The sequence below is a fragment of the Azospirillum sp. UENF 112521 genome (assembly GCF_058780665.1).
In genome coordinates, this window is record NZ_JBSNCI010000001.1 from 308059 (window position 1) to 322608 (window position 14550).

Annotated in this window: 15 protein-coding genes; 9 read left to right on the plus strand and 6 right to left on the minus strand. The window is 68.9% G+C overall.

Features of this window, described 5'->3' with window-relative positions; all coding sequences use genetic code 11:
• The first annotated feature begins 54 nt into the window (after positions 1 to 54).
• Positions 55 to 864 carry a methyltransferase domain-containing protein gene (locus tag ACWPN8_RS01310; RefSeq protein WP_109096212.1) on the plus strand — a complete coding sequence of 270 codons (810 nt, stop codon included), beginning with the start codon at positions 55 to 57 and terminating at the stop codon, positions 862 to 864.
• Here ACWPN8_RS01310 and ACWPN8_RS01315 read toward each other — a convergent pair.
• A complete protein-coding gene (locus tag ACWPN8_RS01315; RefSeq protein WP_492239646.1) occupies positions 849 to 2075 on the minus strand; it encodes a methyl-accepting chemotaxis protein in 1227 nt (408 codons plus the stop codon). The two genes, ACWPN8_RS01310 and ACWPN8_RS01315, sit on opposite strands and share 16 nt — an antisense overlap.
• A gap of 168 nt (positions 2076 to 2243) precedes the next feature.
• Here ACWPN8_RS01315 and ACWPN8_RS01320 point away from each other — a divergent pair, with 168 nt between their 5' ends.
• Together ACWPN8_RS01320 and ACWPN8_RS01325 are read left to right on the plus strand one after the other, a co-directional pair.
• Positions 2244 to 2792, plus strand: a complete 549-nt coding sequence (locus ACWPN8_RS01320; RefSeq protein ID WP_492239647.1) for an RBBP9/YdeN family alpha/beta hydrolase — start codon at positions 2244 to 2246, stop codon at positions 2790 to 2792.
• A gap of 74 nt (positions 2793 to 2866) precedes the next feature.
• Positions 2867 to 3907, plus strand: a complete 1041-nt coding sequence (locus ACWPN8_RS01325; RefSeq protein WP_492239648.1) for a 4-(cytidine 5'-diphospho)-2-C-methyl-D-erythritol kinase — start codon at positions 2867 to 2869, stop codon at positions 3905 to 3907.
• A 7-nt stretch (positions 3908 to 3914) separates the two neighbouring features.
• Here the strand turns inward: ACWPN8_RS01325 and ACWPN8_RS01330 are convergent, their stop codons facing one another.
• The 3 genes from ACWPN8_RS01330 to ACWPN8_RS01340 form a co-directional block, all read right to left on the minus strand.
• Positions 3915 to 4232 carry a DsrE family protein gene (locus tag ACWPN8_RS01330; protein ID WP_199237502.1) on the minus strand — a complete coding sequence of 106 codons (318 nt, stop codon included), beginning with the start codon at positions 4230 to 4232 and terminating at the stop codon, positions 3915 to 3917.
• Between the two features lie 5 nt (positions 4233 to 4237).
• Positions 4238 to 5314 (minus strand): ABC transporter substrate-binding protein, encoded by a 1077-nt coding sequence (locus ACWPN8_RS01335; RefSeq protein ID WP_109096207.1) that lies wholly within the window; start codon positions 5312 to 5314, stop codon positions 4238 to 4240.
• A gap of 109 nt (positions 5315 to 5423) precedes the next feature.
• Positions 5424 to 6650, minus strand: a complete 1227-nt coding sequence (locus tag ACWPN8_RS01340) for a Bcr/CflA family multidrug efflux MFS transporter (RefSeq protein WP_109096206.1) — start codon at positions 6648 to 6650, stop codon at positions 5424 to 5426.
• A 258-nt stretch (positions 6651 to 6908) separates the two neighbouring features.
• Here ACWPN8_RS01340 and ACWPN8_RS01345 point away from each other — a divergent pair, with 258 nt between their 5' ends.
• Entirely contained in the window at positions 6909 to 7925 is a 1017-nt protein-coding gene (locus tag ACWPN8_RS01345) for a BMP family lipoprotein (RefSeq protein ID WP_492239649.1), read from the plus strand.
• Between the two features lie 7 nt (positions 7926 to 7932).
• On the opposite strand, the gene ACWPN8_RS01350 is transcribed toward ACWPN8_RS01345, so the two are convergent.
• Positions 7933 to 9126 (minus strand): pentapeptide repeat-containing protein, encoded by a 1194-nt coding sequence (locus tag ACWPN8_RS01350; protein WP_492239650.1) that lies wholly within the window; start codon positions 9124 to 9126, stop codon positions 7933 to 7935.
• 279 nt (positions 9127 to 9405) lie between these two features.
• Here ACWPN8_RS01350 and msrB point away from each other — a divergent pair, with 279 nt between their 5' ends.
• From msrB to ACWPN8_RS01370, 4 genes are all read left to right on the plus strand, one after another.
• Positions 9406 to 9822, plus strand: a complete 417-nt coding sequence (msrB, locus tag ACWPN8_RS01355; RefSeq protein WP_376965428.1) for a peptide-methionine (R)-S-oxide reductase MsrB — start codon at positions 9406 to 9408, stop codon at positions 9820 to 9822.
• Positions 9823 to 10063: 241 nt separating this feature from the next.
• Positions 10064 to 10627 carry a hypothetical protein gene (locus ACWPN8_RS01360; RefSeq protein WP_109096202.1) on the plus strand — a complete coding sequence of 188 codons (564 nt, stop codon included), beginning with the start codon at positions 10064 to 10066 and terminating at the stop codon, positions 10625 to 10627.
• A gap of 28 nt (positions 10628 to 10655) precedes the next feature.
• Positions 10656 to 11285, plus strand: a complete 630-nt coding sequence (locus ACWPN8_RS01365) for a hypothetical protein (RefSeq protein WP_492239651.1) — start codon at positions 10656 to 10658, stop codon at positions 11283 to 11285.
• A gap of 126 nt (positions 11286 to 11411) precedes the next feature.
• Positions 11412 to 12242, plus strand: a complete 831-nt coding sequence (locus tag ACWPN8_RS01370; RefSeq protein ID WP_492239652.1) for an alpha/beta hydrolase — start codon at positions 11412 to 11414, stop codon at positions 12240 to 12242.
• On the opposite strand, the gene ACWPN8_RS01375 is transcribed toward ACWPN8_RS01370, so the two are convergent.
• Positions 12243 to 12938 carry a response regulator gene (locus tag ACWPN8_RS01375; protein WP_109096199.1) on the minus strand — a complete coding sequence of 232 codons (696 nt, stop codon included), beginning with the start codon at positions 12936 to 12938 and terminating at the stop codon, positions 12243 to 12245.
• A gap of 204 nt (positions 12939 to 13142) precedes the next feature.
• Here ACWPN8_RS01375 and ACWPN8_RS01380 point away from each other — a divergent pair, with 204 nt between their 5' ends.
• Entirely contained in the window at positions 13143 to 14549 is a 1407-nt protein-coding gene (locus tag ACWPN8_RS01380) for an aminotransferase-like domain-containing protein (protein WP_109096198.1), read from the plus strand.
• The last annotated feature ends 1 nt before the right edge of the window (position 14550 follow it).

The following is a 14550-nucleotide window of genomic DNA, read 5'->3' on the forward strand; positions in this document are numbered from 1 at the left end:
GGCAGCGGACTCCCTGCTGTTGCGATACGAAACCCGTGTTACGCTTGGGATACCATGTACACAGATATCGTCGATCTGAGGGAGTTCTACGAGTCCGGATTGGGGCAGACGGCCCAGCGGATGATCCGGCGGCGCATCCGCACCATCTGGCCGGACGTGCGCGACCAGATCGTTCTCGGCGTCGGCTACACCACACCCTACCTGCGACCCTTCATGGGCGAGGCCGACCGGGTGGTGGCGGTGATGCCGGCCAGCCAGGGAGTCAGCTTCTGGCCGGCGGAAGGGCCCGGCATGGTGGCGCTGGGCGACGAGGCCGACCTGCCCTTCGGCGACAACACCATCGACCGCGTGCTTCTGGTCCATGGGCTCGAGGGCACCGAGCAGCTGCGCCCGATGATGCGCGAGATCTGGCGCGTGCTGGCCGGCGGCGGCCGGGTGCTGGCGGTGGTGCCGAACCGCCGCGGCCTGTGGGCGCGCGCCGACTGGACGCCCTTCGGCCACGGCTTTCCCTATTCCGCCTCGCAGCTGAAGCAGGTGCTGCGCGACACCATGTTCGTGCCGGAACGCACCCGCCACGCCCTGTTCATGCCGCCGCTCCGCTCGCACTTCCTGCAAAAGACGGCACCCGCCTGGGAAGAGGTCGGCGGGCGCTGGTTCAAGGCCTTCGCCGGGGTGACGATGATCGAGGCGTCGAAGCAGATCTTCGCCGGCGTGTCGCGCCGGGCGGCACAGCAGCCGGTGAAGCGCCGGCTGATCGTGCCGCTGCCGGGCGGTGCGGCCCCCGCCGCCAGAAGCGGCACCCCCCGCACCACCATCGCCGGCGGCGACTCCGTCGACTGCCAGCAGCCTTATCCGCGCGTCTGACGCAGCGCGTCGGTGACGCGGCCGGCGAGACCGCTGCCCAGGCTGCCGGCCCGCTCCGCGATGCCGCGGCTCAGCGCGGTCAGCTCCTCAAGATTGCGGGTCACGCCCCCCAGCGTCTGTTCGGCGTCGCCGATCCGCTGTTCCGCCGCCATGGCGTCCTGACGCGAGCGGTCGAGCGACCGCGCGACCTCCGAGGTCAGGGTCGCCTGCTCGTCGATGGCGGCGGCGACGGTGCCGTTGATCGCCTGGATCGAGCCGATGGTGGAATGGATGCGGCCCAGCGCCTCGTCCACCGCGGCGGTTTCCTTTTGCAGATTGGCGACCTGATCGGCGATCTGCTTGGTGGCGTCGGCGGTCTGGCGCGACAGCGCCTTCACCTCGTTGGCGACGACGGCAAAGCCGCGCCCGGCCTCTCCCGCCCGCGCCGCCTCGATGGTGGCGTTCAACGCCAGCAGGTTGGTCTGGCTGGCGATGGCATTGATCAGCTTCACCACGCTGGCGATCTGTTCCGCGGCGGAGCGCAGCGAGTTCATCACTGTGGTGGCGCGGTCGCTGTCCGACGCCGCGGCAAGGCTGATCTCGCGCGCCTTGCTGGTGTCCCCGGAAATCTGGTCGGAGGTCGAGGCCAGCCGGTCGAGCATGCCGGCGATGGCGCTGACCGAGCCATCCACGGCACGCGCCGCCCCCGCGGCGTCGGCGGCCTGCCGCAACCCATCCGTCCCGGCGGAGCGGACGGCCGCGACCGCCGATTCCAGCTTGCGCCCGGCATCGGCCAGTTCGGTGGCGAACCCGCCGACCTCGCGCTCGACCCGTTCCGACAATTCGCGCATCAGGGCGACCCGGCGGGTTTCCGCCGTTTCGGCCCGCAGGGTCGCCAGCACCCAATGGCGCGCGAGGCGGGCGAAGCGGCGGGCCTGATCGGCCGGCGCCGCGATGGCGAGCGCCCCGACCCGTTCCCCGTCCAGCTCGATGGCGATGGCATAGCCTTCCCGCATCGTGCCGCCCGACTTGGCCGCCTCATCGCGGGTGACGGCACGCTCGTCCAGCCGGCGGGCCACGATGTCGCCGGCGACCGGATGGCCGGTGCCGATCCGCTCCCGCGCGGTTGAGGCGATGACGGCACCGCTCCTGCCGGCGATGGAGACGACGGAGTCCAGTTCCCGGCCGATGGAGTCGCAAAGATCCTGTGCGATGGTGGCGCTGATGTCCAAGACGCTTCTCCCCTTCTTCCCGTTTATGGTTTTCAATTGGAGTCCTGCGGCACCACCCGCCATGACGGGGCATGCCGGCCACCCAACTACCGCGTTGCGAGCACCTCTTTCGCCCGTACGCAATGTTCAGACAGTACACACAACATTTACGAACGAAGAGTTGAAAGAATGACGCAGCCGACCGTTCTGGTGCTTCCCGGTTTGGGCAACTCCGGCACCGATCATTGGCAGAGCTGGCTGGAAGGCCGTCTGCCGGCCCTGACCCGCGTCGATCTGGGCGATTGGGATGCGCCGGAGCCGGACCGCTGGGTGGAGCGGCTCGACGAGGCGGTGCGTGCCGCGCCCGGTCCGGTCGTGCTGGTCGCGCACAGCCTTGCCTGCATCCTCGTCGCCCGCTGGGCCGCGGCCAGCGACAGGACGGAAACGGTCGCCGCCGCTTTGCTGGTCGCCCCGCCCGACGTCGAATCACCCCAGACGGTGCCGGCCGAGGCCTGCCGCTTCGCCCCGGCGCCGACCGATCCCCTGCCCTTCCCGGCGGTGGTGGTCGGCAGCCGCAGCGACCCCTACTGCACCGCCGCCCGCGCCTGCGGCTTCGCCGCGCTGTGGGGCGCCGACTTCATCGACGCGGGCGAGGTCGGCCACATCAACGGCGCCAGCGGCCATGGTCCCTGGCCGATGGGTGAGACGCTGCTGAAGGACATGCTGGCCCAGATCTAACCTCCCCTTGCCGCTGCGGGCGAAAGGGTGCGACACAGGAGCGTCGTCGCGCGCCCGCCAGCGGATTGGAGCTTATGACCGGTCTTCCCATCGTCGAGGCCGCCCCGGCCAAGCTGAACCTCTACCTGCATGTCACCGGCCGGCGCGCCGACGGCTATCACGAGCTTGACAGCCTCGTCGCCTTCGCCGAGTTCGGCGACAGCATCGCCCTGACGCCGGGTGCGGCACGGGTGGCCCTGCGCGGTGCCGACCTGCCGCCGGCCGGCCCGCGCCTGGCCATCGCCGGTCCTTTCGGCCCGGCCCTGATGGGCGAGTCCCCCGCCAGCAATCTGGTGATGCGCGCCGCCCATGCCCTGGCCGTCCGGCTGGGGCGCGAGGCCGACGTGATGATCGCCCTGACCAAGGCGCTGCCGGTCGCATCGGGGATCGGCAGCGGATCGGCGGACGCCGCCGCCTGCCTGCGGGCGCTCGCCCGGCTCTGGGGAGTGGCGCCGGACGACGCGGCGCTGTTTGCGGTGGCCGCCGGGCTGGGCGCCGACGTGCCGGTCTGCGTCGCTGGGCGAAGCTGCTATTTCGGCGGCATCGGCGATGAGTTGGACGAGGCGCCGGACCTGCCGGAAACCCATGTGGTCCTGGTCAACCCGAATGTCCCGGTGCCGACCCCGGCGGTGTTCAAGGCGATGGCCGCCGCCCGCGCCAAAAGCGGCGCCGGTTTCTCCACCCCTGCCCGCTTCACCCGCAAACCGGCCGACGCGGCCGACCTCGCGGCCCTATTGCTGGAGCGGAACAACGACCTGACCGCCCCGGCCCTGACGGTGGCACCGGTGATCGCCGAGGTGCTGGCGGCGCTGGAGCGCAGCGCCGGCTGCCTGCTGCCCCGCCTGTCCGGCAGCGGCGCCACCTGCTTCGGTCTCTACGCCACGGCGGCGGCGGCCGACTCCGCGGCCAAATCCATCGCCGCTGCATCGCCTGGCTGGTGGGTCAGGCCGACCCGGCTGCTCCCAACCCCAGCCGGCGCCCCCGCCCTGCCGCGCGGGATCGTCGCCGATCCGGCGGCGGCCGTCCCACCGCCTCCGGTCCCCTTCCCCGACACCGGCGGCTGGGGCGTGGGCTGACGAGCGCTTACGCCCGCATGTAGCCCCAGCCGTCCGCCTGCGCCTCGGCGATGTCGAGGACGCCGGCGGCGACCACCGTCAGCCCCTCGGCGGTCCGGCCGGTCTTCGCCAGCGTGTTGCCGCAGACCCGCAGGAGCCGGTCGGTCTCCGCATCCGGGCTGTCGAGGGCCGCGGCGACCGCACCGGCATTGACGACGATGCGCACCTCCGCATCCGGCCGCGCCTTCAGCAGGTTGCGGGCATTGTTCCGCGCCCGCTCCAGCGCGGCCGGGGTGGGGGCGTGGATGACCAGCCGCAGGGGAGATGCCATGTGCGGAGATGCCATGTCCGTCACTTCTTCTTTGCCGCGTCATGGAAGGTGAAGTCGAACAGCGCATCGACATCCACCGGTTCGGTGATCTGGGCCAGCGATTGCTGGAAGGCCTGCATCCGCTTGGTGGAGTCCAGGATCACCCGCGGGTCGTCGATGAAGGTCGTCGCGTCCGAGGTCAGCGCCGCCCGCATCACGTCGCGTTCGACCAGTCCCTTGCCGATGATGTCGGTCACCAGTTCCGCCGTGCGGTCCGGATTGGATTTGGCGAAGGCGGTGGCGCGGATGTGCAGCTTGACCAGTTCGGCCACCGCGTCGCGGTTTTTGGCGATGGCGTCCTCCGTCACCACCAGCACCGCACCCGGCTGCTTTGGGAACATGCTGCCGGCCTTGGCGATGATCGCCGCATCCTGGAGACGCGACTGCACCAGCGTCAGGATCGGCTCCAGGATCGACGCGCCGTCGATGGCGCCGGTCAGCAGAGACTGCTGCAAGGGCTGTTCGCCCATGCCGACGATCTCGATATCCTCCGAGGGGATGCGGGCGATCTCCGCCATCCAATAGCGCAGCACCGTATCCGGCACCGATCCGGCGGGCAGCGAGCCGATCTTCGGCCGCCGGCCGTTGGCGGCGCGGAAGGCCTTGACCCCCTCGGCCGGGCTGGCGGCGCCGGCCATCGCCTTCACCAGCGGGCCACGGCCGATCAGCGCCACCTGATCGATGACGTTGGCGGCGACGACCTTCAGCTTCACCCCTTTCGAGCGGGCGATCATCGCCGGTCCGATGCCGACATAGGCGACGTCCAGCGTCCCGGACGCGAGCGCCTGGATCATCGCCGGCCCCGACTGGAAGCTGGTGGTTTGCAGCGCAAGACCGGCATCCGCCGCCCAACCCTCGCCCGTCAGCACATAGAGCTGCGTCATAGGGATGATCGGGATATAGCCGACCCGCAGGCCGGTCGCCGCGAAGGCCGGCAGCGACGCGGCAGCGGCGGCGATGCCCAAGGCCGCCGCGCCCAGCAGAAGCTCGCGCCGGCTGACGTCGGGAGCGGTCGGACGGTCGGAATCGGTGAACTGGCTCGGGTTGGTCTGCGGCATGACGGTCTCCTTTTGCCGCGCCAACCTAGTAGGGCCAGCCGCAAATTTCAATTCACGGCCGGTCCCGACAGGAGGAACCCCGAATCAACACTGCACATTTGTTTTACCGTCAGGCCGGCAACCGGCGACGGACCGGGCGGATCAGCCACAGGTTCAGTGCCAGACTAACCAACGCTGCGCCGCCGATCACCCCTGCCATCGGCATGGCGGTGCCGTCGGCCATCAACCCGACCGCCCAGCCCGACAGCGCGCCGGTGCTGAATTGCAGCATGCCGGCAAGCGCCGACGCGGTGCCGGCCATCTGCGGGAAGGACTGCAACGCCCCGGCCATGGAATTGGCAAAGCAGAATCCGGTCACCGACATGAACAGGAACAGGCAGCCGACCAGCCCCCACAGCCCGCCCCAGCCGCTCAACACGCAGGCGACGAGCAGGATGCCGGTTGCGGCGGCCAGCCAGACGCCGATCCGCAACATCACGTCCGAGCCGAAGCGCATCACGGCGCGGCTGTTCAGCGTGTTGACGATGATCATGCCGACGATGTTCAACCCGAACAGGAAACCGTAATTCTCCGGCCGCACGCCGAACAGCTCGATGTAAACGAAGGGCGAGCCGGAGATGAAGGCGAACATCCCCGCATAGATGAAGGACGATCCCACCGCATAGCCCAGGTAACGGCGGTCGGTCAGGAGCTTGCGGTAGGCTTCTCCCAGCACCATCGGGCGCAGGCTGGTGCGCCGCGAGTCGGGATGGGTTTCCGGCAGGCTGGCAAGCGCCAGCAAGGCGACGATGCCGAAGGCGGCCTGCGCCCAGAAGATCCAGCGCCAGTTCGCCCACACCAGGATCTGGCCGCCGATCAGCGGCGCGATGATCGGGGCAGCCCCCATCACCAGCATCATCATCGACAGGACGCTGGCCGCCCGGTCGCGCTCGAAGACGTCGCGGATCATGGCGCGGACCAGCACCGGCCCGGCGCAAGCCCCCACCGCCTGCACGAAGCGCCATGCCGCCAGATGGCCGACATCGACGGTCATCGAACAGCCGACGCAGCCGATGGCGTAAAGCAGGATGCCGGTCGCCACCGGAATCCGCCGGCCGAACCGGTCGCTCAGCGCCCCCCACAGCAGCTGTCCGACGCCGAACCCCAGGAAGAAGGCCGACAGCGTCCACTGCACCTGGTCCTGCGCCGCATGCAGGTCCCGGCCGATCGCCGGCATACCGGGCAGATACATGTCGGTGCCCATCGGCCCGAACGACATCAGCACGCCCAGTGCTGCGATGAAGAACGGGCTTTCGGCAGGCGAACGGGAACGGACGGCGGCAAGGCGCGCGAGCATCGGGAAATCCGGATATGAAGGAATGGGGAGTCGGCCGGACGGAATCCGCAGCTTTCAAGCTGATCCCTTCATTGCCCGACGCAAAGTCCTGTCTCGGCATGGCAGCGTTGAGCAAGCCGCGACGTAACGCCGCCGCGACAATCTGGGTTCAGGTCAAATCACCGCGGTTACGGCGCAATAAAATTCTGGTTCGCTCCAGTAATCCATGCCTAAAATTGAACCCGGTTCACAGGCTTCCACCCAGCCAGAGGCCGCGCCATGCCGCACCCCACCCGCCGGTCGGTCCTGTCCCTCGGTGCCGCCGGCACCGCCCTGGCGCTGCTTCCGCACCACGCGCATGCGGCAGCCATCCAGTCCACCCAGCCCGCCCTCGTCCCTGGGCTGGTCTATGCCGCCGGGCAGAAATTCGACAAGAGCTTCAACGAGGGCGCCTTCACCGGGGCGGAGCGGTTCAGGAACGCCACCGGCATCGCCGTCACCGAATATCTGCCCTCCACGCCCGTGCAGTTCGATCAGGGCGCGGCCTCGCTGCTGCGGCGCGGGGTGACCGATCTGGTCGCCATCGGCTTCTACTACGCGACACCGCTGGCGCGGCTGGCCCCGGCGCACCCGGCGGTCCGCTTCACGCTGATCGATGCGGTGGCGGAGGGACCGAACATCCGCTGCGTCACCTTCAAGGAGCAGGAGGGATCCTTCCTGGTCGGCGTGCTGGCGGCGCTGGCATCGAAAAGCGGGACCGTCGGGTTCATCGGCGCGCTCGACATCCCCCTGATCCGCAAATTCATCGCCGGTTACGAGCAGGGCGCCCGCCATGCCCGCGGCGACATCAAGGTGCTGGTGAATTTTGTCGGCACCACGCCGGCCGCCTTCAACGATCCCGCCAGCGGGGCCGAGGTGGCGCGCAGCCAGTTCCAGCGCGGCGCCGACGTGGTGTTCGCCGGGGCCGGCGTCTCCAACTTCGGCATCTTCGCCGCGGCGAACGAGGCAAGGCGGCTGGCCATCGGCGTCGACAGCAACCAGAACTACCTCTATCCCGGCTCCATCCTGACCTCGATGCTGAAGCGGGTCGATATGGCCGTGGAATCGAGTTTCGAGGCTGCCCGTCAGGGCCGATGGAGCGCCGGCACGGTGGCGCTCGGCCTTGCCGAGTCGGCGGTCGATTATGCGCTCGACGAAAACAACCGCGATCTGGTGACGACCGCGATGGTGGAGGCGGTGGAGGCCGCCCGCCGCGGCATCATCGCCGGCCGCATCCCGGTGGCCGACGGAAGCTGAGCCACGGCTATGCCGGCGCCTCGAACGGCTGCCAGCCACGGGCCCCGGTCAGGTCGGCGCCCTTCAGCGTGGCGAAGCTGGTCTTGATCGCGGTCAGGTCGGTGCCGCGCAGCACCACGCCGGCAAGGCTGGCGTCGCGCAGGTCGGCGCCGTTCAGCCGCGCCTTGGCGAAGCTGGTCGGCCACAGCCGGCTGCCGTCGCCGCTGAGATCCACCCTGCGGAACTTGGCGCGCCACAGCTTCGCTCCGGCCAGATTGGCACCTTCCAGATTGCAGCCGGACAGGTCGGCGCTGGTGAAGTCAGCATCGCGCAGGTCGCTGTAGGACAAATCGGCCATCATCAGCTTGGCGCCCGAGAAATCGGCCCCGCGCAGCCCGCAGAACCGCATCACCGCCCCGCACAGCAGCTGGTTGGCAAAGTTGTAGCCGCGCAGATCGACCCGCTGGAGCTGGATGCGGTCGCCGCCCTTGCCGAACTTGTCGACCCAGATCTGATGCTCGGCGATCAGCTCGCTCATCCGCGCCGCGGTGGTGGTCAAGCCGGTGCCGTCGACATCGATGCCGTGCCGCTCCAGCGCCGTGCGCAGCTCGTCGTTCAGCCGGGCGCCGCACATCAGCACGCCGTCCAGCGTCGTCTTGCGCATGGTCGCCCCGGTCAGGTCGGCCCCGATCAGGATGGCGCCGCTGAGGTCGCTGCCGGTGAGGTCGGCGCCGGACAGGTCGCTGCCGCTGAAATCGCACTGCGCCATCCGGCAATCAGTCAGCACCGCCTCGGACAGGGTGCAGCCGACGAAGGTGGTGGTGCCGTCCGTATTGCCGGCCGCCCGGAACTCGCCGCTGTCCAGGACCATGCCGCGGCGGAGGTCGGCGCCCTGGAGGTTGGCATTCTGCAGCCGGGCGCCATCCACCCTGGCGCCGCGCAAATCCGCCCCCTGCAACTGCGCCCCGGTCAGGTCGGCCTTCGACAGGTCGGCGCCATACAGATCGGCCTTGGACAGCAGGGTGCCGACCAACCGCGCCCGTGTGAGACTGGCACCGGTCAGCTTGGCGCCCGACAGGTTGACGCGGTTGAGGCCGAGCCCGGCCAGATCGTAGAAGCTGAGGTTGGCGCGCCGCCCTTTCCCTGCCGGGTCGCGCAGAAGCCATTGCTGGTGGCGTACCAGCGCATCGCGAACCGCCCGGAGGTAGCGTTCATCCATCATGCGGCGCGTCGTTGCCCCGGCATTTCCGTCCCGGACACACTGTCCCGGACTGTTGGCGTGCTGGATCTACCGAAACCGGTTGAATTCCGGAAGATGCCAGCCGTCGAACCTTCGCCCGATCGGCAAGAATCTTTTGTTGCATGGACATTTCCGGTCCGACATAGGCCGGCCCGCCGGTCACGACCGCGTGATCGATGCCTCCCCCGGCTTGGGTAGGGGGAATGGCGACCCAATATACTGGGCTCAGAACATCGATCATCTGCATGGGAGACCGGCGGCATGCCCGAATCGGACAAGACAGCATCGGCCAAGAGCGAACAGGAGTGGAAGCAGGACCTGTCGCCCAACCAGTTCAAAGTTCTGCGCGAGCACGCCACCGAATATCCGGGCACCAGCCCGCTGAACGACGAGAAGCGCCACGGCGTCTACCGCTGTGCCGGCTGCGGCCAGCCGCTGTACGCCAGCGACACCAAATACGAAAGCGGGTCGGGCTGGCCCAGCTTCTGGGAGCCGCTGCCGGGAGCGGTCGAAACCTCCACCGACTACAAGCTGGCCTACCCGCGCACCGAAGTCCATTGCGCATCCTGCAAAGGCCATCTCGGCCATGTCTTCGACGACGGGCCGCGGCCGACAGGCAAGCGCTATTGCATGAATGGCGTCGCCATGAGCTTCGAGCCCGAGGAAAAGTCCGACTGACCGGCAGAACTATGACCGGCCGCCGGCTTTCCTTCGACGGATCGGCGTTCGGTCATAAACCCTAATGAAAAAGGCGGGTTTGCCCCTATTTCGGCTAAAAATGACAACCCCGACACGGAGCGCGATGGTATGATCCGCTCCGTGCGACGGGTTGTCGCGAGGGCATCGCCGCCCTTCGCCGGTCGTGGCACCATGCGTCGATGGACAGACGCAGGCATTCGGTGCGGCTGGCGGAGGGCGAATGGTCATTTCGGCCGAATTCCTGGGGATGCTGCTACTGATCGCCAGCGCCGCCGCGCTCGGACTTTCCATCGTCGTCGATGTCGGCCGCGTCAGCGCGGAAAAGACCCGCGAGGCGATAAACCAGCGCCAGTACGACAAGAAACGCGCCGCACTCGCCGAATGGCGCCAAAAGACGGAGCGCAAGCGCGTCGATCTGACGACCCTGCAAGCCCGCCTGACCGAATTCAACGGCCGGCGCCAGAAGGCGTTGACCGAGTCGCGCGCTCTGGAATTCTCCAAGATCGAACTGGTCCACGAACTGGGCGACCAGGACAGCGACGGCGACATCTATTGGGCACAGCTGGCGGTCGGTCCCAATTTCAACGAGCTGGACCGCAAGGAGATCGTCTTTTCGCGCCAGATTTGGGAATACCGCAACGTCTCCCACATCACCGCTCCGTCCGCCGAACAGGCCCATGCCACGGTGCGGAGCAGCTTTTCCCAGCGCAACGGCGTGATCTGCTCTCCCGTGGTCCCCCTGGCGCTCGCTCCCGACCCCGAGGTCGAGGCTGACGCGGCATGATCGGGGATCGCATGAGGGGAACGGCGCCATGACCGGCATGATGCTGTATTTCGCGCTGGGCCTGATGGTGCTGACCGTCCTGTCCAACCGCTACTGGCGCCGCCAGCTGGTCGTGACGCGGATCGCCATGTCCAAGCTGAAGGAGAAGGTGGAGGACGTGACCAAGGAGGTCGCCGACGTCGCCTCCGACTATGCCCAGCTGGCGCACCATTATGCGGAGATGGAAAAGCGCGTCCAGAAGGCGGAGATCGACATGCAGGCGGCCATTCTGGAGCTGGACCAGAAGAAGTCGGCCCCGATGCAGCGCTACGTCGTCTTCGACCGGAACGAGCCGCGCCCCGGCCGCTTCTGGGAGGTCGCGGTGCGCTGCCAGCCCATCGGCGTCAGCCTGTCCGACCAGCGGGGATACCGCGGCTGGACCGGGGTGCGCCGCTTCCTGCTGATCGCCGATGGCGAGCGCGAGGCCCGCGAACGGGTGGCCGCCCGCTATCCGCGCAAGGCCGGTTTCGAAATCGTCGAGGTTGCGGGCTGCCGCATCAACGGCCTGACCGTCAACCGGATTTCCGAACTCAGCACCTTCCGCAAGCCGGCCAAGCCGGAGGAAGAAGGCGCGGCGCCCGCCCGCCCGCAACGCCGGACCTCGCCCGCGCAGTCCTGAGTCCGTCTCTCCTTTCCAAACACCCTTTCCCAGTGGTGGCTGCGCCCTATCTGCTGTCGGGCCATGCCAAGATTTGCCCTGAAACGCCCAAAACCGAACCGTTGGGTTTTCGCCCCTCTCCTGCTCATGCCGTTTCTGGGCGCCTGTTCCGGCCCGCAGATCGTCGACGCGCTCACTCCGCGATCGGGCTACACGGTCACGACCGACCTGCCCTTTGCGGACGATCCGCGCCTGCGCCTGGATCTCTACCGGCCCGACCGGCCGGAGCCGGGGGCACCGACGGTGGTGTTCTTCTATGGCGGCAATTGGGAGGCCGGCGACAAGGGCATGTACCGATTCGTCGCCCAGGCGCTGACCAGCCGCGGCTACAGCGTCGCCATCCCCGACTACCGGCTCTATCCGCAGGTGCGCTACCCGGAGTTCCTGCGCGACTCCGCCGCGGCGGTGGCCTGGGTCCGGCGCCACGGCGCCGAATATGGTGCCCAGCCCGGACCGGTTGCGGTGATGGGCCATTCCGCCGGGGCCTACAACGCCCTGATGCTGGCGGTGGACCGGCGCTGGCTCGCCGGACAGGGGCTGGACCCCGCCCGCGACCTTCGCGCCGCGGTGGGGCTGTCCGGCCCCTATGATTTCCTGCCCCTGCAGAGCGACATGCTGAAAGATCTGTTCGGCCCGGAGGAGACGCGGCCGGACACCCAGCCGATCGCCCATGTCGCCGCCCCGCTGCCGCCCCTGTTCCTCGCCACCGGCACCGCAGACGAAACGGTCCTGCCCCGCAACAGCCGCAATCTGGCGGCCAAGGCGCGCGAGGGCGGCGGAAGCGTGCGCACGGTGGAATATGACGGTATCGGCCACATCCGTATCGTCGCCGCCCTCGCCGCACCCTTGCGCTGGCTGAACCCGGTGCTGGACGATGTCGATGGTTTCCTGAAATCGCTGCCGGAAACCGGAAGCTGATCAATCCACCGCGGCCTGGAACATGTATCCCATGCCGTGGACGGTGACGATTCGGGTGGGGTCGGCAGGGTCGTGTTCCACCACCCGGCGCAGGCGGCGGACCAGCCGGTCGATGGAACGGTCGTACGGCACCGAGTCGCCGCGCAAGGTCAGATCGAGAAGGTCGTCGCGGCTCAGCACCCGCCCTGGATTCTCGACGAAGGCGGCGAGCAGCTCGAATTCGGCGGAGGTAAGCCGGGCGTCCTCCCCATCGGGACCGCGCAGCCGACGCTTGTCGAGATGAAGCTCCCACCCGTCGAACCGCTTCACCCGCCCGCCGGCCGGTCTGGTCGGCTTGGCGATGCGGCGCAGCAGGCTGCGGGTGCGCGCCAGGATCTCGCGCGGCTCGAACGGCTTGGTGATGTAGTCGTCGGCGCCCAGTTCCAGCCCGATCAGCCGGTCCATGCGGTCGGACCGCCCGGTGATCAGGATGATGCCGATGTTGGAGGCAGCCCGCATTTCCCGCGTCACCGCCAGACCGTCCTTGCCGGGCAACCGGATGTCCAGCAGCAGCAAGTCGATGCGCCCCCGCGCCAGCAGCGCCGACAGCTGGTCGCCGTCCCGCGCCAGCATCACCCGATAGCCCTCCCCTTCCAGGTAGGCCTTCAGGGTCTCGCGGGTGATGGGATCGTCGTCGACCACCGCGATGGTGTGCATTGTCCCCCGTACCGGACTGAGACGGGTGGCGGATTGTCTGCCACACCCAGCACCGAAACTATCGGTTCCGGCAATTTGACACAAGCTGGAGAGTAACGGAACTGCGACGGGCAGTGGCAGATTGTTCCGCCCCGCCACAGTGGCCGATAGGGACAATTGCGGGCGATCTTGCCAGAAGGTCGAGACAATGCCACATTTGTCCCCATGACAAACTGGACCCCGAACCTGGAGGGCCGTCCCGGCCCGCTCTATCGCGTCATCGCCGACGCGCTGGCCGACGACATCGCGGAGGGCGTGCTGCCCACCGGCACGCGGCTGCCGACGCACCGCGACCTCGCCTTCCGCCTCGGCGTGACGGTGGGAACGGTGACCCGCGCCTATACGGAGGCCGAGAAGCGTGGGCTGATCGGCGGCGAGGTCGGCCGCGGCACCTTCGTCCAGGGACAGCGTCCGCCAACCACCCCCCTGCCGCTCGGCTGGCCGCCGGCCGGGGAGATCTCGGCGGGCCCCGCCATCGTCAACATGACCACGGTCCATCCCGAACACGCCGTGGCGGTGCAGACCTTCGGCCAGACGCTGTCCGCCATCGCGGCATCGGGACATGCGGCGAAACTGATCGGCTACGGCCCGCATGCCGGCCTGCCCGACCATCGTGCCGCCGCGGCGGCCTGGCTGGAACGCCAGCACCGGGTCAAGGCGACGCCTGAGTCGGTGCTGCTGACCACCGGGGCGCAGAACGCGCTGGCCGTGGCGCTGGCCGCCGTGGCCCGCCCCGGCGACGTCATCCTGGCGGAACGGCTGACCAACATCGGCACCAAGGCGCTGGCCGCCACCCAGGGCTATCATCTGGAAGGCGTCGCCATCGACGAGCATGGTCTGGTGCCCGACGCGTTCGACAGCGCCTGCCGCCGGCTGGGGCCGAAGGCAGCCTATCTGGTGCCGACCCTGCAGAATCCGACGGCGGTCGTCATGCCCGCCGCCCGCCGGCGCGAGATCGTCGAGATCGCCCGCCGCTATGGCGTGATCCTGATCGAGGACGACGTGTTCGGCTTCATGGTGCCGGATGCCGTGCCGATCCAGACCATGGCCCCCGACATCACGCTCTATGTGTCCAGCGTGTCGAAGAGCCTCGCCGCCGGCCTGCGGCTGGGCTTCGTCGTCGCCCCGGCGGAACTGCGCACCCGTGTCGAGACCGCCATCCGGGCCCTGCAATATTCCGCTCCCGCCCTGCCGGCGGAGGTGGCCGCGCGCTGGATCCAGGACGGCACCGCCGACCGCATCGTCGCCACCCAGCGGGAGGAGGATCTGGCGCGCCAGCGGCTCGCCAGATCCATCCTGCCGGCCGAGACCGTCTATGGCCACCCGGCGGCCCAGCATCTGTGGCTGGTCCTGCCCGAGCCCTGGCGGCGCGAGGACTTCATCGGAGAGGCGCGCCGCCGCGGGGTGATCGTCACCGGTGCCGACGCCTTCGCCGTCGGCCGCGCCAGTGCGCCCCATGCGGTGCGTGTCGGCCTGTGCATGCCGCGCAGCCGCGACGAGGCCGCCCGCGGCCTGCGCGCCCTTGCCGATGCGATCGACGCGCCCGCGGCGGCGATGTTGTCCATCGTCTGAC

Bases quoted from the DNA above. Each gene is read 5' to 3' on its own strand.
- ACWPN8_RS01375 (WP_109096199.1), bottom strand. From the start codon at position 12,938: ATGCACACCATCGCGGTGGTCGACGACGATCCCATCACCCGCGAGACC.
- ACWPN8_RS01360 (WP_109096202.1), top strand. From the start codon at position 10,064: ATGGTCATTTCGGCCGAATTCCTGGGGATGCTGCTACTGATCGCCAGC.
- ACWPN8_RS01340 (WP_109096206.1), bottom strand. From the start codon at position 6,650: ATGCTCGCGCGCCTTGCCGCCGTCCGTTCCCGTTCGCCTGCCGAAAGC.
- ACWPN8_RS01320 (WP_492239647.1), top strand. From the start codon at position 2,244: ATGACGCAGCCGACCGTTCTGGTGCTTCCCGGTTTGGGCAACTCCGGC.
- ACWPN8_RS01335 (WP_109096207.1), bottom strand. From the start codon at position 5,314: ATGCCGCAGACCAACCCGAGCCAGTTCACCGATTCCGACCGTCCGACC.
- msrB (WP_376965428.1), top strand. From the start codon at position 9,406: ATGCCCGAATCGGACAAGACAGCATCGGCCAAGAGCGAACAGGAGTGG.
- ACWPN8_RS01350 (WP_492239650.1), bottom strand. From the start codon at position 9,126: ATGATGGATGAACGCTACCTCCGGGCGGTTCGCGATGCGCTGGTACGC.
- ACWPN8_RS01365 (WP_492239651.1), top strand. From the start codon at position 10,656: ATGACCGGCATGATGCTGTATTTCGCGCTGGGCCTGATGGTGCTGACC.
- ACWPN8_RS01345 (WP_492239649.1), top strand. From the start codon at position 6,909: ATGCCGCACCCCACCCGCCGGTCGGTCCTGTCCCTCGGTGCCGCCGGC.
- ACWPN8_RS01380 (WP_109096198.1), top strand. From the start codon at position 13,143: ATGACAAACTGGACCCCGAACCTGGAGGGCCGTCCCGGCCCGCTCTAT.
- ACWPN8_RS01330 (WP_199237502.1), bottom strand. From the start codon at position 4,232: ATGGCATCTCCGCACATGGCATCTCCCCTGCGGCTGGTCATCCACGCC.
- ACWPN8_RS01310 (WP_109096212.1), top strand. From the start codon at position 55: ATGTACACAGATATCGTCGATCTGAGGGAGTTCTACGAGTCCGGATTG.
- ACWPN8_RS01325 (WP_492239648.1), top strand. From the start codon at position 2,867: ATGACCGGTCTTCCCATCGTCGAGGCCGCCCCGGCCAAGCTGAACCTC.
- ACWPN8_RS01370 (WP_492239652.1), top strand. From the start codon at position 11,412: ATGCCGTTTCTGGGCGCCTGTTCCGGCCCGCAGATCGTCGACGCGCTC.